Source organism: Streptomyces sp. NPDC058375, assembly GCF_042723425.1.
Lineage (GTDB): Bacteria > Actinomycetota > Actinomycetes > Streptomycetales > Streptomycetaceae > Streptomyces > Streptomyces durocortorensis.
This window is the reverse complement of record NZ_JBHXJG010000163.1, coordinates 1-16,656: the sequence shown is the minus strand read 5'-3', so window position 1 is coordinate 16,656 and position 16,656 is coordinate 1. Positions and strand designations below refer to the sequence as shown.

Here is a 16,656-nt window from a genome sequence, read left to right as displayed (position 1 = left end):
GCTTCGCGCGGATGCTGCGCGAAGCCGCGGCGGAGTACACGGCGGACGGTCGGCCGCACGGCTGCATGGTGCTCAGCGCCGCCGAGAACTGCTCCTCGCACGAGGTGGTGGCGGTGCTGCGCGGCCATCGCCTGCGGAACGTGACGGTCTTTCAGCGGCGGATCCAGGCGGACATCGACGCGGGGGTGCTCCCCGCCCACGCCGACGCGGCGGCGCTCGCACGCTATACGGCGGCCGTCATCCAGGGAATGTCGCAACAGGCCCGGGACGGCGCGAGCCGTGCGGAGCTGGAGGTGCTCGCGGAGGTCGCCCTGCGGGCCTGGCCGGAGGAGTCAGGTCCGGCCTGAACACCCCCCTGCTCCCCCCAGGTCACCCCAAGTCACTCCCAGGGGCGAGCGAAATCCGGGGGAGCGGTATTCGGCCACGGACTATCCGGGGGCGGCCGAGTATCACGTTTTGCTTGTGATCAGTCACTGTGCGGCCCTACGTTGCCCCTTGCGAGATGTACCGAAGCCAGTGGGGGAGCCACGTATGGCCGCGACCGGACGGCACCGCAGATATCAGCCCAGCCGCATCAACCGTGCCTCGCTCACGGTGACGGCGGGCGGCGCGGGCATCGCGCTCCCGCTCATCACCGCGGCCTCGGCGGGAGCCGCCTCGGGTGAGGTCTGGGAGAAGGTCGCCGCCTGTGAGTCCAGCGGCAATTGGGCCGTCAACACGGGCAACGGCTATTACGGCGGGCTGCAGTTCAGCGGCTCCACCTGGGCGGCCTTCGGCGGCACGCAGTACGCGCCGCGCGCCGATCTCGCCACCCGGGACCAGCAGATCGCCATCGCCGAGAAGGTGCTCGACGGCCAGGGCCCCGGGGCCTGGCCCACCTGTTCCGTACGGGCGGGGCTCACCCGGGGTGGGGACGCGCCCGAGATCACCCCGGGGCCGGGGGCCGACGCGCAGAGCGCGGGGAACCGGCCCGTCCAGGCCTCCGCGCCGCGGAGCGCGCCGCCCAAGCAGCCGCAGACGCGTCCCGCCGCGGCGACGCCCACCCATGTGCCGGGCAAGCGCGACGCGTACACCGTTTCGAGCGGCGACTCCCTCTCGGGCATCGCGTCCGCCCAGCGGGTGCGCGGCGGTTGGCAGGGCCTCTACGCGGCCAACCGCACCGTCGTCGGGGACGACCCGAACCTGATCTTCCCCGGACAGCGGCTCAGCCTCGACGGGAGCCGGGCGCCGAAGGCGGGGGAGGGAACGAGCTCCGGGAAGGCCACCCCGAAGCCCTCGACAGCCGCGCCCGGGGCGAACAAGGCGGACCAGCGCAAGGCCGAACCCAAGAAAGACGCCCCGAAGCAGCAGGCACCCAAGAAGGAAGCGCCCAAGCAGCAGGCGCCGAAGAAGGAAGCGCCGAAGCAGGCGCCTCCCAAGAAGGAACAGCCCGCTCCGGAGCGGGCCGTGAAGCACCCCGGCTTCAGCGCCCCGGTCGCCGCCGGCACCGGCACCCCCTACCGGCAGGCCGGCTCCTGGTCCAGCGGCTACCACACCGGGGTGGACTTTCCCGTCCCCACCGGTACGTCGGTGAAGTCGGTGGCTCCGGGACGCGTCGTCTCGGCCGGCTGGGCCGGAGCATACGGCTACGAGGTCGTCATCCGGCACAGCGACGGCAAGTACAGCCAGTACGCCCACCTCTCCGCGCTCCACGTGCGCGCCGGGCAGTCGGTCTCCGGCGGGCAGCGCATCGCCCGCTCCGGCTCCACCGGCAACAGCACCGGCCCGCACCTGCACTTCGAGATCCGTACGGGCCCCGGCTACGGCTCGGACGTCGATCCGCTCGCCTACCTGCGGGCCGGCGGCGTGAGGGTCTGAACCGTCCGCTCGGAGCGGGAGCGCCGCAGCGTGGCTCCGCCGCGCCGCCGCTGCTCCGCGAGCGGGCCCGGCGTGCCGAACTCCGCCTGCGGCACGGCGCGTCCCGGCACCAGGGGCGACGACGTAGGCTCCACGGGCCGCTGCCCCGACGCGGGTTCCGGCACGTCAGGCGACACCGCGGGGCGTCCGTCCTCACGCCCCTGCGCGCCGCCGTCCGCGTCCTGGGCGCCCGAGCCCTCGGCCGGGGCCGCGCGGCGGGTGCCGGGGCCGGTCGCCTCCGGGGCCGCCCCTGCCTCCTCGGCGTGCTCCCCGTTGAGCCGCTCCCGCGTCAGCATGATCAGGCCGCCGGCGGCCAACGCCCCGCAGGAGAGGGCCAGGACGGTGCCCGGGACGCCGAGACGGAAGTGCTCGCCGAACAGGGTCAGGCCGATCGCGGCGGCCACCACCGGGTTGACCACCGTCACCGTCGCGAGCGGAGCCGTGAGCCCCGCGCCCCGGTAGGCGGCCTGGGACAGGAACAGGCCCGCCGCCGCGAGCCCGGCGATCACCAGCAGCGGCAGCGCGCCCGAGCGCAGTGAACCGGACGTCAGCTCCACGGCCACGGTCTTGGTGAACACCGAGGCCATGCCGAACGCCGCGCCCGCGCCCGTGGCCAGGACGATGCTGCGCAGGACCGGCCGGCGCAGCGTCCGGGAGAGCACGACGAGGGCGCCGACGGCCCCGAACGTCACCGAGGCCAGCAGCGCCTGCTCGGGACCGTTCAGCGTGTGCGGCTCGGCGTTCCCCGTGAGCGCCAGCAGTCCGCCGAGCCCGGCCGTCGCCATCAGCGCGCCGCGCCACGCCGCCGCCCCCGCCCGCCGCCCGACGAACAGAGCCGCCATCGGCAGGGCGAAGACGATCGTCAGCGCCCCGAGCGGCTGGACCAGGCTGAGCGGACCGTAGGCGAGCGCCACCACGTGCAGGACCGCACCGATCCCGTTGAGGACGACGGCGACCCACCACACGCCGTTGCGCAGCAGGGCGCGCCAGGAGTTGTCACCGGTCGCGGCCACGCGCTCCTGGATGATCGCCCCGCCCGCGTAGGCGACCGCGGAGATCAGTGACAGCAACACGGACAACGCAAGGGAGCTCATGTACACCACGATGTCCCGTCCGGGGCCCCACGTCGTCGTCCTTGAGACTGCACTTCGGCGTACTGCCCCAGTAGTACGCCCGTCGGACCGACGTCCTCCTCCCGACGGTAGTCCTGCCGCCCCCGGTCGTCAGAAGTTGCCGCCCGGCGGATACGGTGAGCCGCCGGGGCGCCACAGCCGGTGTCCGCGTCCCCGATCACGGGAGCGGGACCGGGGACGGACCGGAAGCGGAGGGGGAGCGGCCCATGGACCTGGCACTACTGGCGTCGGTCGGGGGATTCTTCGCGCTGCGGACCACCCCGGTGCCGGGCGGCGGGCACCGGCCGCTGGAACGGTTGTACGCGGGGGAGAACGGCCCCCTCGCCGCGCGTGTCGACCGGGTCGCGGCGCGCCTCGCGGCCCCCGAGCGCAGGGTCGCCGCCTCCATCGCCCATCTCGGTCTTGCCGCGCGGCTCTGGTCCGTCGCCCTGGGCCCGGCCGCGCTGTTCGGGCGGATCCCCGCTCTGACGCCCGGCGCCCTGCACTGGGATCCGTCGGCCACGTCGCCGGACGACCTGTGGCTCGCGGGGACGGCGGAGCTGCCCGGCACGGCGGCCCGGATCCGTGAGGAGGTCCAGTACGGGCATCTGGCCCCGCTGTCCGAGGCGTTCCGGCGCGACGGGAACATCTCGCCGCAACTGCTGCGGGGCAACGCGGGCTCCGCGCTCGCCGGGGCCGTGCGTGAACTCGTCGCGTTCGCGCGTGCCCAGGACCGGCCGGACGTAGCGGCACGGGCCCGCGCGCTGGCGGCCGAGCTCTTCGACGACGAGGCGCTGCGCGACACCGGATCCCCGCACGGCCCGGCGTTCCGGCGGCGCAGCTGCTGCCTGTACTGGCGCTGTTCCGGCGGCGGGCTGTGCGGCGACTGCGTGTTCGACCGGGCGCCCGGCTCCACCCGGGCGGAGCCGTAACGTCAGGAAGGCAGTACGGCGTCGATGGCGTCGTCCACGGACGGCAGGACGGGCAGCGCGCTGTCGAGGCCGATCATGTCGATCAGGCGGCGCATGAACGGGGACGGGGCGGCCAGCCGCAGCCGGCCGCCGAGCGCCGTGTGGCCCTGAAGGAGCACGTTCACCGTCGTCGAGTCCGCGAAGCCGACGCCGGAGAGGTCCACGACGACCGGGCCCGAGCCGTCGTCGGCCGCCGAGGTCAGCGCGAGGCCCAACGGTGCGACGCTGTCGATATCGAGGTCACCCGACACGGTGAGGACGGATGCGTCCCGCTCCTGCCGGGTGGTGATTCTGACGGCTCTGTCTTCGTTGGGCGATGAAAGCACGGAAGGCACCTCGGGCGGGTCGGAAGGGAGCGGAGAGCCGTGTCGCCGGACACGGGTCGGCATCGTTCCGTCCCTGGTCGCGGCGGGGGTACGGGGCTAACGATAGAAGTAACAGTTGCCATTTGACAACATTCTCCATCGGGTAACAATCTGATCCCCGACGGTTGCTCGTCCGGCCTGTCGACGGCGGAGAGCCGATGGATGCGGAAGCAGGAGCTGGATGAAACTAGGCGCTGTCCGCGACATCATCGCGGAGTCGGGAGACCGCCGTCTCCCTTTGCGGGGAAAGGCGCTCCGAAGCCGCGGCGTGAAAGGCCGCGAGGCCGTCCACGAGCGCGGCGAGGGCGGCGGGGTCCATCCGCTCCAGCACGGCGTTCAGCTCGCCGGCGCGCAGGGCCCGGTACTCTTCGAGAAGGGTGCGGCCGCGCAGACTCAGCCGCAGTTCCACTTCGCGCCGACTGGTCGGGCTGGGCGCCCGCAGGACGAGCCCCATCGCCTCCATCCGGTCGCAGAGCCGACTGACGGAGGGGGCCCGGGATCCCAGGGCCTCGCCCAGCGCTCGCAGATTGGTGCCCTCCTGCTTCTCGATCACCAGCAGGGCACGGAGCTGGGAGGGCGAGACGGTTCCCGAAGCGGCGGATTCCTGGCCCCGGCCCCACAGCACCTCCAGCAGCTCCGAGGCGGCGACGGCGTCGGCGGACGCCTGTTCGCGCATGCTCGGGCGGAATCCTCGGTGGGGCATTCAGCCACTGTGTCACCCGTCAGGCCCGCTTGTCAGCCCGGGCCCGGCCCTTACCGCGTCGCAGGACGAAGAATGTGCGAGAGACCGTGAACAGACGAACGGACATCGAGGCCGCCGTACGGGCCGCCGCGCCGCACGCCCTGCTGGCCACCCTGCGCACCAAGCTCAGCAGTGTCTACGGGGCCCTCGCGGTGGAGCTCCACCTCGCCGACTACGGTCTGCGGGTCCTCAAATCGCTGGACCGGCCCGACGGCGAGCAGAAACCGCTCTCCCTCCACAACAGTCCCGAGGGCCGCGCGTTCGGCAGCCAGAAGCCCGGCGAACAGCAGGTCCGGCACGACGACGCCGTCGATCATCACCTGCCCGTGACCGTACGGGGCGAACGGCTCGGCATCCTCACCGTCCGGCTGCCCCAGGCCCTGTCCACCCCGGAGCTGGTCGGCGAGCTGACCCACATGGCCGACCTGCTGGGACACGAGATCCTGGTCGCCGAGCGGGACACCGACCTGTACCAGCGCGCCCGCCGCACCACCCGCCTGACCCTGGCCGCCGAGATGCAGTGGCAATTGCTGCCCGCCCGCGCCTGCACCGCCGCCGAGTTCGCGATCGGGGCCCAGCTGGAGCCCGCGTACGCCATCCACGGTGACAACTTCGACTGGGCCGCCGACGGCGACGAGCTGACCGTCGCGGTGACCAACGGCATGGGAGAGGGCATACAGGCCTCCCTCCTCACCAACCTCGCCGTCAACGCCCTGCGCAACGCCCGCCGGGCCGGCATCGGCATCGCCGACCAGGCGGCCCTCGCCGACCAGGCCCTCTACGACCAGCACCGCGGCGCCTCCCACGTCTCGACCCTGCTGCTCCGCTTCGAGCTGGCGACCGGGCGGGTCGGCGTCGTCGACGCGGGGTCACCCCAGCTGTGGATGCAGCGCGGCCGCACGGTCCGCCGCGTGGAGCTGGAGGCGCAGCTGCCGCTCGGCATGTTCGAGGAGTCGCAGTACACGGTCCAGGAGTTCCACGTGGAGCCGGGCGACCGGCTGCTGCTGTTCAGCGACGGCGTCTACGACGCGGTGTCCCCGCTCGGTGAGGTGTACGGCGAACGCCTGCTGGCCCGCGCCATCCAGTCGACGCGGCTCCTGCCGGCCGCCACCGTCCCGCGCGCGATGCTCGGCGAGCTGGCGGAGCACCGGGGCACGGAGACGCCCGACGACGCGCTGGTGCTGTGCCTGGACTGGTTCGGCCGGCCGGACGAGCGGGCCTGATCCGCACGGCAGGCGCTGGGAGCGGAGGCCTCGGCGGGCTCAGGTGCTGAGCTGGAACTCCGCCCGGATGCGCTTGCCCACCGGCACCCGCTCGGCCGTGAGCCGGTCGCACAGGGCCACGACGATCTCCATGCCGTGGCCGCCGAGGCGGGAGGGGTCGGGGGCGTACAGCACGGGCATGGCGGTGCTGCTGTCGTACACCGTGACGCTGATGCGCTCTGCGGTGCCCTCCAGCTCCAGCATGTAGGGGCCGTGGCTGTAGCGGTCGGCGTTGGTGACCAGTTCGCTGACGGCCAGCATGAGGTCGCTACGCGTGTGTTCGCCGATCGGGGCGAGGCACTCCACCGCGAGCCGCGTCAGAAAGCGGTCGGCGAGCGCGCGGGCCAGCGCGATGCAGCCCGGCTCGCCGTCGAAGACCTCGGCGCTCAGCAGCACCTCGGCGGAAGGCGGTACCTCGGCGGAAGCCAGCCCCTGACCCGGGTCTTCCGGTGGGGAGGTGACCTGTTCGTTCATGTGCTCCAGCCAGGGCGCCGAGTTGAGGTCGCAGACCTTTTCCGCCATGCGTCTACCCCTGGCGAACGATCCCACTCCAGGAGATCCGGACCGATCCTACGCACGTCCGGGCAGCCGCACCACGGTCACGAAGAACTCGTCGATCTGGCGCACCGCCGCGATGAACTGATCGAGGTCCACCGGCTTCGTCACATACGCGTTGGCGTGCAGTTTGTAGCTGCGCAGGATGTCCTCCTCGGCCGAGGACGTGGTGAGCACGACCACCGGGATGAGGGAGAGCTCGGGGTCGGCCTTGATCTGCTCCAGCACCTGCCGGCCGTCGTACTTGGGCAGGTTCAGGTCCAGCAGCACCAGGTCGGGGCGGGGTGCCTCGGTGTACTCGCCGCGCCGGTAGAGGAAGTCCAGCGCCTCCTGTCCGTCGCGCACGACGTGCAGGGTGTTGCGGATCTTGTTGTCCTCGAAGGCCTCACGGGTCATCAGCTCGTCGCCGGGGTCGTCCTCGACGAGCAGGACCTCGATGGGCTGGGCAGGGGTGTTCACGAAGGGTCTCCCGGCTGGCTGGTGAGCTGGGCGGCAGCGAGCAGCTCCGCCGTGGTGTGCGCGGGCGCCTCGGGCGCCACGGGCAGAGTGAAGTGGATACGGGTGCCTTCGCCCGGTTCGGGCTCCAGCCAGATCCGGCCGCCGTGGAACTCGATGATCTTCCGGCACAGTGCCAGACCGATGCCCGTGCCGTCGTACTCGTCACGGGCGTGCAGCCGCTGGAAGATGACGAACACCTTGTCCGCGAACTCGGGCGCGATCCCGATCCCGTTGTCCGCCACGGTCAGATGCCAGTTCTCGTCCTCGCGCACGCACGCGACAAAGACACGGGGCGAACGGTCGGGATGGCGGAACTTCACGGCGTTGCCGATGAGGTTCTGCCAGACCATGGTGAGGGCGGTGGCGTCCCCGACGAGTTCCGGCAGCTCCTCGGGCCGCTCGACGCTCGCACCCGACTCCTCGACCGCCGCGGACAGATTGCCCAGGGCGCGGTCGAAAGCCCGGCCCAGATCGACGGGCTTCCAGCCCTCGTGGACCCGGCCCACCCGCGAGAAGGTCAGCAGGTCGTTGATCAGCACCTGCATGCGCTTGGCGCCGTCCACCGCGAACGCGATGTACTGCTTGCCCCGGTCGTCCAGCTCCGTGCCGTACCGCTTCTCCAGGAGCTGGCAGAAGGAGGCGACCTTGCGCAGCGGCTCCTGGAGGTCGTGGGAGGCGACGTATGCGAACTGCTCCAGCTCGGAGTTGGAGCGGCGCAGCTCCTCCGTCTGATCCGCGAGCAGTTCCTCGCGCTTCTGGGCCTCGGTCAGCTCGTTGGACAGCCGTCGGCGCATGCCCTCCACCGCCCCGGCCACGGCCTGGACGTCGGACGGGCCCTTGATCTCGATCTGGCTGCCGAAGGCCCCCGAGCTCACCGCTTCCGACGCGGCGCGGAGCCGGTTCAGTGGCACGCCCACCACCCGGTGGAGCAGCACGCTCAACGCCACGATGGTCAGCACGAGAACGCCGAGCAGGATGCCCACCACCCAGTCACGGGTGGAGCGCGCGGCGTTCAGGTCGGCCCGCGCCCGGTCCCGGGCCTCGGCCAGATGCTCCTGCTGGACGGTGTACGCGCGCCGCAGGCTGTCGAACTCCGTCTTGCTGCTCTGGAGCTGCGCCGTCGTGCCGGAACGGCTGGGGCCGTCCTCCCGTACCGCCGCGATCAACGGCTCGGCCTTGTCCTGCCGCCACCGATCCGCGGCGGTCTCGACGGCGTCCAGGTCCTTCGCGAGCCGCTCGTCGTCGCCTACCAGCTCCCGCGCCTGGACCAGCCGCTCCCGCTCGGCGCTCTTCCCGGCCTCGTACGGCTCCAGGAAGGACCGGTCACCGGTCAGGGCGAACCCCCTGACCCCCGTCTCCTGGTCGAGCAGGGCGTTCTGCAGCTGGAAGGAGACCGATCGCGCAGGCTGGATGATGTCCACCAGCTCGTCGGTGCGTTCCGACATCCGGGACAGCACCAGGCCGCCGATCACCAGGCAGCCGCAGACCACCACGACGAAACCGCCGAGTATCAGATGGACCCAGGACTGCACCGACAGTCGGGCGGCCATGCTCTTCTCCGCTATGCCCTGCGCGCCGTCAGTGCTCATCGTCTTCCGATCCCCAACCCAGGTGCAGTACGGCCACATCGTCAGCGAGCCCACCGTACGGTGCGGCCCCCTCGGCGGCTCCCGCCACCAGGGCGTCGACGAACGCGCGGGCCGGCAGATGTCCGTTGGCCCGTGCCATCGCCAGCAGCCCTTCCTCGCCGAGCCGGCTGTCCGGCCCGTCGCGCCCTTCGAACAGCCCGTCCGTGAAGAGCACCAGACCCGCGCCGGGCGGCAGCGGGACGTCCACCGTCGGCCACCGGCCCACCCCCGGCAGCAGCCCGAGCGCCATACCGCCCTCGGGCTCCACCCAGGACACCTCCGTGCCCTGGCGCAGCAGCAAGCCCGGATGACCGGCCCGCAGAACCTGCACATGCCGCTGCCCGGGCGGGAAAGCCAGCGAGGTGACGGTGGCGAACACGTGCGAGTCCGAGCGCTCAGCGACCAGAATCTCCTCCAGCAGGGCTATCTGCTCGACGTGTGACGTGCCGCACAGTACGGCGGTACGCCAGGCCACCCGCAGACACACACCGAGCGCGGCCTCGGCGGCGCCGTGCCCGGAGACATCGCCGATCACCGCGTGCACCGTGCCGTCCGCAGTCTGCACGACATCGTAGAAATCACCGCTCAGCAGCCCGTGGACCCGCCCCGGCTCGTAACGGGCGCGAGCCCGGAAACGATCGTCCCGCAGCAGGGGGACGGGCAGCAGGCCGCGCTCCAGCCGGGCGTTCTCCTGGGCGATCAGCCGGTTGGCGCGCAGCGCGGCGGCGGCCCGCTCCACTTCCTTGCGCTGCAGGGCGTAGCGGATCGCGCGCGAGAGCACCTCGGGGCCCAGTCGGCCCTTGACCAGGTAATCCTGGGCGCCTCCGGCGACCGCGCGGAGCCCGGTCCCGGACTCCTCCAGGCCGGTGAGGACGACGATCGCGGCCTCGCCGTCGGACTCCAGTATCTGGCGCACGGCGTCCAGCCCGTGGACGTCGGGGAGGTGCAGATCGAGGAGCACGCACACCGGTGCGGTGGAGGCGCGCAGAAACGTCCGGGCCTCGCCCAGCGTCTTGCACCAGGTGAGGGCGGAGTCCAGCTCGCTGTCGGCGAGCATTTCCTCGACGAGCAGCGCGTCGCCCGCGTCGTCCTCCACCAGCAGGATCGTGGCGTCGAGGTTCCACAGGGGGGGCTCGGGGCGGTGGGGGATGCCGACCTGTTGGGTGGGGATGCCGGTGAGGCCCACAGGACTCGGGGATGTGCCCACGGGTGTCTCGGTCAAGCCTCCACCCTCTCGTGCGACGGCACGGTGCATCCGGCCTGATCGTCAGAAAGCATATGCCAGCGAGGAGCCCCGCCACGGACGGGGCTGATGAGCGCACGGCACGAAGCCGCCCGCCCGGAAGGGCGGACGGCTCGATTCCGGGCAGAGCCCGAACGGTTCGCGCAGGCTCACGCCTCGACGCTCATACCCTTGCGCAACTGCTGGACGATCCGGCTGAGCAGCCGCGACACGTGCATCTGGGACACGCCCAGCTCCGCGCCGATCTGCGACTGCGTCATCTCCGCCCCGAACCGCATCTGCACGATCCGGCGCTCCCGCTCGTCGAGCTGGTCCAGCAGCGGGGCCAGCGTGTGCAGGTTCTCGACGGTCTCCATGCCCGGGTCCGCCTCGCCGAGGACATCGGCGTACGCGCGCTGCTCCTGGCCGGAGTCGCTGTCCGCGGAAGGGGTGTCGAGCGAACCCGCCGAGTAGCCGTTGGCGGCCACGAGCCCCTCGATGATCTCCTCCTCGGGGAGGTCGAGGTGGGCGGCCAGCTCCTTGACGGTGGGGTCGCGGTCGAGCTGCGCGGAGAGCTGCTCCTTCGCCTTGGCGAGGTCCACCCGCAGCTCCTGGAGCCGCCGCGGCACATGCACCGACCAGGTGGTGTCGCGGAAAAAGCGCTTGATCTCGCCGACGATGTAGGGCACGGCGAAGGTCGCGAACTCGACCTCACGGGACAGGTCGAACCGGTCGATCGCCTTGATCAGGCCGATCGTGCCGACCTGGATGATGTCCTCGGCGTCGTCGCCGCCCCGGTTGCGGAACCGGGACGCGGCGAAGCGCACCAGCGAGAGGTTCATCTCAATCAGGGTGTTGCGCGCGTACTGGTGCTCGTGGGTGCCCTCCTCCAGGACCTGGAGTCGGTCGAAGAAGATCTTCGACAGGGCTCGGGCATCCTGCGGGGCGATCTTTCCGGCGTCCTCGACCCAGGGCAGCTCTCCGGTGACGTCCGCTGCCCGCGTGCCGACCCGGTCGTCGCTCAACGGCGTCGTGGTTCCGGTGGCTCGCGCCGACATCGTCGTCATGGTGTCGCCCCTCCCTGCTGTCCAATGTGTCGGACGGTCGCCTGCCCGGTCTTCGCGGAGTCATGCACTCCTTTTTCTGATTTCTTCGATCGCCTTCCGGAGCCCCCGCCGTTGCCCCTCCTCGCTCGAACGGAGCAGTGGCCCGCGCATGGCAAACTTGAGCGGGGTGTTTCGGCCTGCGGTGACCCACGACCCGCGGCGAGAAGATGACAGAGGAACGGCAATGACGGTGACAGAGGACAGCCCGGAGCTCGCTCCCGGAATCGAGGAGTTCGGTCCCGGAATCGACCCGGAGCGGCTGGCCGTCTGCCTGGGCGTGCTCGACGAGCTCGACAAGATCGAGGTGGACCACCCGGACGCCATCGCCGTCCGCCGGGCCACCGCCGGCATCTACCGCACCGTGAAGCAGCGCCGCCGCCAGGAGCGCCGTGCCGCGAAGACCGCCCACGACCGGGCCGTCACCGAGGCCACGGCGACGGGCTCGGCCGAGCGCATCGACGACGAGACACAGGGCGTCCTGCCCTCCTCCTCCGCCCAGGCCGAGATCGCCGGCATCCTCCAGCGGCCCCGGTCCTGCTACATCTGCAAGACGCGGTACGTCGAGGTCGACGCGTTCTACCACCAGCTCTGCCAGTCCTGCGCCAAGGAGAACCGCTCCCGCCGGGACGCCCGCACCGACCTGACCGGACGCCGGGCGCTGCTCACCGGCGGCCGGGCGAAGATCGGCATGTACATCGCGCTGCGGCTGCTGCGCGACGGCGCGCACACCACGATCACCACCCGCTTCCCCAACGACGCGATCCGCCGCTTCAAGGCGATGGAGGACAGCGACGAGTGGATCCACCGGCTGAAGATCGTCGGCATCGACCTCCGCGACCCGGCCCAGGTCGTCGCGCTGGCGGACTCCGTCGCCGCCGAGGGGCCGCTGGACATCCTGATCAACAACGCCGCCCAGACCGTACGCCGCTCGCCGGGGGCCTACAGCGAACTGGTCAACGCCGAGTCGGCGCCGCTTCCGGCCGGTGAGCTGCCCGCCGCCGAGGTCATCGGCACCTTCGGCAGCGGCACGGTCGACCGGGTCGCCGCCCTGCCCAGCGCCCGCAAGGAGGGCCTGAGCGCCCAGGAGGTCACCGACCTCGCCCTGGTCACCGGCTCCGCCTCGCCGGCCCGGATCGCCGCGGGCACCGCGATCGACGCGGGCGGCCTCGTCCCGGACCTGCACGACACCAACAGCTGGATCCAGACGGTCGAGGAGGTCGAGCCGATTGAGCTCCTCGAGGTCCAGCTCTGCAACTCCACCGCGCCGTTCATCCTGATCAGCCGGCTGCGTCCGGCGATGGCCGCCACCGCCGCGAAGCACGCGTACGTCGTCAACGTCTCGGCGATGGAGGGCGTCTTCAGCCGTGGCTACAAGGGCGCGGGCCACCCGCACACGAACATGGCCAAGGCCGCGCTCAACATGCTGACGCGCACCAGCGCCCAGGAGATGTTCGAGAAGGACGGCATCCTGATGACGGCCGTGGACACCGGCTGGATCACCGACGAGCGCCCGCACCCGGACAAGATGCGCCTCGCCGAGGAGGGCTTCCACGCCCCTCTCGACCTGGTCGACGGGGCGGCCCGGGTCTACGACCCGATCGTGCGTGGTGAGGACGGCGAGGCCCTGTACGGCTGCTTCCTCAAGGACTACGCCCCCGCGAACTGGTAACCCGAACGGCCGATCCGGCCCGACGGTCTCCGCGCGGCACCCGAAAACCCGGCCCAGGATTGTTCCTGGGCCGGGTTTTCGCTGTACCCGGTGGCCGAAAGTGACCTACCGCACACGTTCTATCGAGCGCGGCGGCGCTCATTTGGTTAGGCTGAGGCGAACGGACGTCATCGAGGGGCCCACGAAGGTTCCTCGACCGTCCTGGGACACGGTCGGAAACCCGGCCGCTGTTCCGCCCCGAACCGGCGCCACCGCGACCGAATACCACCATCCCTGCCCCGCTCGGGGCGGTCGCGCTCCGGCATCGGTGCCGGAGCGTCGGCGACGCCCTGGGTGACGCGACACAGAGGAGTGCGCGGTGACGACACCGGAACTGACCGAGCGCGAAATGCGCCCCGCCGAACGGACCCACGGGCGGCCCGGCCGCCCCGAGAAGCTGCGGAACATCGAGGTCTGGGCCAGGTCCGCCCCGATCCGGCTCGCCGGATACGAGGACGACCTCGCCGAGCCGCACATCCTGCCCGGCATCGACTGACCCCCGAGGATCTACTGGCGCGTCCCGCGGCCCGTCTCCCCGCCCTCCCGCTCCGGCGGCAGCGGCCGGGAGACGGGCCGCAGGAATTCCCGGACGTAGGTGCGGTGCCACCAGCAGCCGGTGGCCCGCAGCTCCCGGAGCCCGGTGAACCGGTAGCGGAATACCCGGGCGCGCACATGCCGGGGCGGCTCTCCGGGGAACGGGTTGTGGCCGAGCAGCCGGAGCGTGTCCCGGTCGCCCGCCAGCAGCCGCTCGGCGAACGGCCCGAACCAGGAGCGGGCGTACGCGGGGGCGAGCGCCGCGAACCACATCATCCAGTCGAGCCGCAGGTGGTACGGGGCGAACAGGCGCGGCAGCCTGCGCGGGTCGCCGGGCTTGCCGCGGAAGCCGTACTCCCGCCACTCCGCCCCCTCGTGCGCCACCGGCTCGGCGCTGCCCTCCACCACGACCTCCAGCCGCATGGAGCCGAACGCGCCATAGGTGTTGACCAGGTGCAGGGGATCGTAGGACCGGTTCATCGCCTGCCGGCGCGAGAGCAGATTGCGCGCCGGGCGGTAGCTGAGCACCAGCACCAGGGCGGTCACGGCGATGACGACCACCTCGTACCAGAGGGGCGGCGCGACCTGGGCCGGCGGCGGGCCGGCGAGCGGAGTCCAGTCGATCACGGAGAGCGTCGGCGCGATGGTGAGCCAGTTCAGCCAGGCGAAGTTCCCCGACAGGACCAGCCAGAGCTGGGTGAGGACCATCAGGCCGGCGGCCACGCTCGCGACCGGCTGCGGGGTGAACAGCAGGAAGGGCACCAGCAGCTGGGTGACATGGTTGGCCGCCGCCTCCACCCGGTGCACGGGCCGGGGCAGATGGTGGAAGAACCAGCTCAGCGGCCCCGGCATCGGCTGGGTCTCATGGTGGAAGTCCAGGCAGGTCAGCTTCCGCCAGCACGCGTCGCCCCGCATCTTGATCAGCCCGGCGCCGAACTCCACCCGGAACAGCAGCCACCGCAGCAGCCACAGCACCAGCACCGGCGCCGCCGTGTCTCCGCTGCCGAGGAAGACCGCCAGGAACCCCGTCTCCAGCAGCAGCGACTCCCAGCCGAATCCGTACCAGACCTGCCCCACCTGGACGATCGACAGATACAGCACCCACGGCAGCGCCCAGAGCAGCATCCCGCCCCACAGCGGCAGCAGGCCGTCGAGCCCGGCGATCAGCGCCATCGAGACGGCGCAGCCGCTCCAGGCGACGGCGGCGAAGAGGCGGTCGGAGTAGTGCAGCCGGAAGAGCCCGGGGGCGGCCCGCCAGGGCGTGCGCCGCAGCAGCTCGGGGACGGGCAGCATGCCGCGCTCGCCGATCAGCGCCCGGAACTGGAGCGCGGCGGAGAGGAAGGCGACCAGATAGACCACGGCCAGCGCCCGCTGGAAGACCAGCCGGCTCAGCCAGTAGCCGTCCGCGGTGAACCATTCCATCCCTGCCAGTATCGGTCCGGAGGCGGCCCGGGGCTCCCCGCCGGTCGCGGCCGGGCGGCCCCCGGGGCCTTTCGGTCGCGGCGGGTCAGGCCCCGGCGACGAGCCGGCGGAGCGTACGGCCGAGCCTGCGGGCGTACCAGAGCTGCACGGGCGGCACCAGCGGCCCGGCGAGCCGGGCGTACCAGGAGGCGGGGCGCGAGAACGCCAGCACCGTGAACCACACCGTGCCGTCGTCCGCGAGGTCCACCACGAAACACTCCTCGCCGCGTTCCGGATGCCCGGCCAGGGTGCCGTAGCCGAAGCCGGTGCGGTTGTCCTCTCCGTACGCCGTCCAGATCACCTCGCACGGGGCGGTGAAGCGGAGCGGGCCCAGGCCCAGGGAGACCCGGACGTCTCCGCCGGGCTTGGCGCGCCGGGCCGAAGCCTCCACCGTGGCGCCCGACGCACGGTGCATCCGCCACTCGGTGATCGCCGCCCCGGCGGCCGCGAAGTCCGCCTCGCCCCGGCCGACCCGGGTGCGGTGGTGGAGGTGGTGGTAGCCCCGGGGGAGCGGGCCGAGCCGGGTCGCGCCGACCTCCGGGTAGGTGAGGGTGCTCATGCGGTCCTGCCTTCGATGTCGGAAAGGGCGCCGGTGCGGCCTTCGGTGCGGACGGGGTCGTCGGTGCGGATGCGCCGCCAGGCCAGCAGCGAGCAGAGCGCGAAGCCCAGCGCGTTGCCCAGGCCGTGCGTGGCGGCCATCCAGGTCAGAGAGGGGTGGGGGAGCCCGGTCGCCTCGCCGAGCGCCCAGCTCAGCGCGAGCAGCATCGTCGCCACCAGGACGGCGGCGGAGGTCAGCAGCAGGAGCCGCGTCGTCCGGTCCCGCCCCTCCTCGTGCCCCATGCGCCAGGTCAGCAGGCCCACGGTCCACATCCCGGCCGTGAGGACGACGGCCCCGACCAGCTCGGCCCAGTCGCCGATGAAGTAGCCGGCCAGCACGAGCAGGGTGCCGATCGGCACGCTCAGCGCGGCGAAGCGGCCCGCCGGGCCGTCGGCGACCCGGCAGACCAGCCCGGCGATCAGGGCGGCGGCGAATCCGGCGAAGTGGAAGTGCGGCACGGTCAGCGCGAGGATCCCCAGGTCGAACCCGAACAGCTCGTGTCCCGAGCGCTCGGCTACCAGGGCGGTCGCGGCGACGGCCGGGGCGACCAGTGCGGTGAGCAGGGCGATCCCGGCGGGGTCGAGGTCCCGGCCGCGGGCCGCCCGGCGCGGGGCGTGCAGGGCGAGCAGGACGGTGCCCAGGGCGTAGACGCAGGCGAGCGCGGTGGCCGTGACGCCGCGCGGCAGCCAGAGGGCGACGGCGCCCGGCACGGCGAAGAGGGGCCAGAGTCGGCGGATCCGGTCCAGTTCGCGCTGCTCGGTCAGCCGCAGCCCCGCCGGCACGATGACGAGCATGCCCAGCATCACGATGACGTTGACCAGTGCGGACATGACTTCCCCCCTTGCTTTGAACGTGTTCAAGTTCCGAGTGTGAGAGTAGAGGCTTTCTTGAACGCGTTCAATGCGGGGGTGGTGGCGGCTCGTCCGCTTGCGGGTCCGTGCTCGGTGCGGCACAGATGGTGACACCCATCCGTTCCCCAGGGACAGGCAGGAGAGCTC

General features: G+C 72.0%; 16 protein-coding genes and 1 pseudogene. 6 read left to right on the top strand and 11 right to left on the bottom strand.

The features are described from left to right. Both ACFWM7_RS23805 and ACFWM7_RS23800 read left to right on the top strand, forming a co-directional pair. Window positions 1-347 (top strand): annotated as a pseudogene (locus ACFWM7_RS23805) (TetR/AcrR family transcriptional regulator); the annotation flags it as partial. A gap of 184 nt (window positions 348-531) precedes the next feature. Then, window positions 532-1,857 (top strand): transglycosylase family protein, encoded by a 1,326-nt coding sequence (locus ACFWM7_RS23800; protein WP_383263593.1) that lies wholly within the window; start codon window positions 532-534, stop codon window positions 1,855-1,857. Here ACFWM7_RS23800 and ACFWM7_RS23795 read toward each other — a convergent pair. Continuing rightward, on the bottom strand, window positions 1,827-2,990 hold the full coding sequence (locus ACFWM7_RS23795; protein ID WP_383263592.1) for a DMT family transporter: 1,164 nt from the start codon (window positions 2,988-2,990) through the stop codon (window positions 1,827-1,829). The genes ACFWM7_RS23800 and ACFWM7_RS23795 overlap by 31 nt on opposite strands. A 245-nt stretch (window positions 2,991-3,235) precedes the next feature. Here ACFWM7_RS23795 and ACFWM7_RS23790 point away from each other — a divergent pair, with 245 nt between their 5' ends. Beyond that, entirely contained in the window at window positions 3,236-3,940 is a 705-nt protein-coding gene (locus tag ACFWM7_RS23790) for a (2Fe-2S)-binding protein (RefSeq protein ID WP_383263590.1), read from the top strand. A gap of 2 nt (window positions 3,941-3,942) precedes the next feature. Here ACFWM7_RS23790 and ACFWM7_RS23785 read toward each other — a convergent pair whose 3' ends face one another. Beyond that, the gene (locus ACFWM7_RS23785) at window positions 3,943-4,305 is read right to left on the bottom strand and encodes an STAS domain-containing protein (RefSeq protein ID WP_383263589.1); all 363 of its coding nucleotides are present in this window, start codon (window positions 4,303-4,305) and stop codon (window positions 3,943-3,945) included. 226 nt (window positions 4,306-4,531) lie between these two features. Next, window positions 4,532-5,047 (bottom strand): MarR family winged helix-turn-helix transcriptional regulator, encoded by a 516-nt coding sequence (locus tag ACFWM7_RS23780; RefSeq protein ID WP_383263588.1) that lies wholly within the window; start codon window positions 5,045-5,047, stop codon window positions 4,532-4,534. A gap of 86 nt (window positions 5,048-5,133) precedes the next feature. On the opposite strand from ACFWM7_RS23780, the gene ACFWM7_RS23775 reads away from it, so the two are divergent. Continuing rightward, the gene (locus tag ACFWM7_RS23775) at window positions 5,134-6,309 is read left to right on the top strand and encodes a PP2C family protein-serine/threonine phosphatase (protein ID WP_383263586.1); all 1,176 of its coding nucleotides are present in this window, start codon (window positions 5,134-5,136) and stop codon (window positions 6,307-6,309) included. Between the two features lie 39 nt (window positions 6,310-6,348). Here ACFWM7_RS23775 and ACFWM7_RS23770 read toward each other — a convergent pair whose 3' ends face one another. The 5 genes from ACFWM7_RS23770 to ACFWM7_RS23750 all read right to left on the bottom strand — a co-directional run bounded on the left by ACFWM7_RS23770 (window position 6,349) and on the right by ACFWM7_RS23750 (window position 11,318). Beyond that, a complete protein-coding gene (locus tag ACFWM7_RS23770; protein WP_383263599.1) occupies window positions 6,349-6,822 on the bottom strand; it encodes an ATP-binding protein in 474 nt (157 codons plus the stop codon). Between the two features lie 96 nt (window positions 6,823-6,918). Then, complete coding sequence (locus ACFWM7_RS23765; RefSeq protein ID WP_383263584.1) at window positions 6,919-7,362, bottom strand: response regulator; 444 nt, start codon at window positions 7,360-7,362, stop codon at window positions 6,919-6,921. Further along, the gene (locus ACFWM7_RS23760) at window positions 7,359-8,990 is read right to left on the bottom strand and encodes an ATP-binding protein (protein ID WP_383263582.1); all 1,632 of its coding nucleotides are present in this window, start codon (window positions 8,988-8,990) and stop codon (window positions 7,359-7,361) included. Before ACFWM7_RS23760 ends, ACFWM7_RS23765 begins: the two co-directional genes overlap by 4 nt. Further along, complete coding sequence (locus ACFWM7_RS23755) at window positions 8,980-10,215, bottom strand: PP2C family protein-serine/threonine phosphatase (RefSeq protein ID WP_383263596.1); 1,236 nt, start codon at window positions 10,213-10,215, stop codon at window positions 8,980-8,982. The genes ACFWM7_RS23760 and ACFWM7_RS23755 overlap by 11 nt, the downstream gene beginning before the upstream one ends. A 206-nt stretch (window positions 10,216-10,421) precedes the next feature. Then, window positions 10,422-11,318, bottom strand: a complete 897-nt coding sequence (locus ACFWM7_RS23750) for an RNA polymerase sigma factor SigF (RefSeq protein ID WP_383263580.1) — start codon at window positions 11,316-11,318, stop codon at window positions 10,422-10,424. 223 nt (window positions 11,319-11,541) lie between these two features. Between ACFWM7_RS23750 and ACFWM7_RS23745 the strand changes: the two genes are divergently transcribed. Together ACFWM7_RS23745 and ACFWM7_RS23740 are read left to right on the top strand one after the other, a co-directional pair. After that, complete coding sequence (locus ACFWM7_RS23745) at window positions 11,542-13,026, top strand: SDR family NAD(P)-dependent oxidoreductase (RefSeq protein ID WP_383263579.1); 1,485 nt, start codon at window positions 11,542-11,544, stop codon at window positions 13,024-13,026. Between the two features lie 358 nt (window positions 13,027-13,384). Further along, window positions 13,385-13,561, top strand: a complete 177-nt coding sequence (locus ACFWM7_RS23740) for a hypothetical protein (RefSeq protein WP_156095448.1) — start codon at window positions 13,385-13,387, stop codon at window positions 13,559-13,561. An 11-nt stretch (window positions 13,562-13,572) separates the two neighbouring features. On the opposite strand, the gene ACFWM7_RS23735 is transcribed toward ACFWM7_RS23740, so the two are convergent. The 3 genes from ACFWM7_RS23735 to ACFWM7_RS23725 all read right to left on the bottom strand — a co-directional run bounded on the left by ACFWM7_RS23735 (window position 13,573) and on the right by ACFWM7_RS23725 (window position 16,488). Beyond that, window positions 13,573-15,021: a lipase maturation factor family protein gene (locus ACFWM7_RS23735; RefSeq protein WP_383263576.1), complete on the bottom strand. Its 1,449-nt coding sequence runs from the start codon at window positions 15,019-15,021 to the stop codon at window positions 13,573-13,575. Window positions 15,022-15,106: 85 nt separating this feature from the next. Then, window positions 15,107-15,619, bottom strand: a complete 513-nt coding sequence (locus ACFWM7_RS23730) for a DUF1990 family protein (protein WP_383263574.1) — start codon at window positions 15,617-15,619, stop codon at window positions 15,107-15,109. Next, window positions 15,616-16,488 (bottom strand): YndJ family protein, encoded by an 873-nt coding sequence (locus ACFWM7_RS23725; RefSeq protein WP_383263572.1) that lies wholly within the window; start codon window positions 16,486-16,488, stop codon window positions 15,616-15,618. Before ACFWM7_RS23725 ends, ACFWM7_RS23730 begins: the two co-directional genes overlap by 4 nt. Window positions 16,489-16,656: the final 168 nt, after the last annotated feature.

Coding starts and splice junctions, on each gene's coding strand:
- ACFWM7_RS23780 (WP_383263588.1), bottom strand. CDS start 5,047: ATGCCCCACCGAGGATTCCGCCCGAGCATGCGCGAACAGGCGTCCGCC.
- ACFWM7_RS23760 (WP_383263582.1), bottom strand. CDS start 8,990: ATGAGCACTGACGGCGCGCAGGGCATAGCGGAGAAGAGCATGGCCGCC.
- ACFWM7_RS23800 (WP_383263593.1), top strand. CDS start 532: ATGGCCGCGACCGGACGGCACCGCAGATATCAGCCCAGCCGCATCAAC.
- ACFWM7_RS23795 (WP_383263592.1), bottom strand. CDS start 2,990: ATGAGCTCCCTTGCGTTGTCCGTGTTGCTGTCACTGATCTCCGCGGTC.
- ACFWM7_RS23725 (WP_383263572.1), bottom strand. CDS start 16,488: ATGTCCGCACTGGTCAACGTCATCGTGATGCTGGGCATGCTCGTCATC.
- ACFWM7_RS23735 (WP_383263576.1), bottom strand. CDS start 15,021: ATGGAATGGTTCACCGCGGACGGCTACTGGCTGAGCCGGCTGGTCTTC.
- ACFWM7_RS23730 (WP_383263574.1), bottom strand. CDS start 15,619: ATGAGCACCCTCACCTACCCGGAGGTCGGCGCGACCCGGCTCGGCCCG.
- ACFWM7_RS23745 (WP_383263579.1), top strand. CDS start 11,542: ATGACGGTGACAGAGGACAGCCCGGAGCTCGCTCCCGGAATCGAGGAG.
- ACFWM7_RS23750 (WP_383263580.1), bottom strand. CDS start 11,318: ATGACGACGATGTCGGCGCGAGCCACCGGAACCACGACGCCGTTGAGC.
- ACFWM7_RS23770 (WP_383263599.1), bottom strand. CDS start 6,822: ATGAACGAACAGGTCACCTCCCCACCGGAAGACCCGGGTCAGGGGCTG.
- ACFWM7_RS23790 (WP_383263590.1), top strand. CDS start 3,236: ATGGACCTGGCACTACTGGCGTCGGTCGGGGGATTCTTCGCGCTGCGG.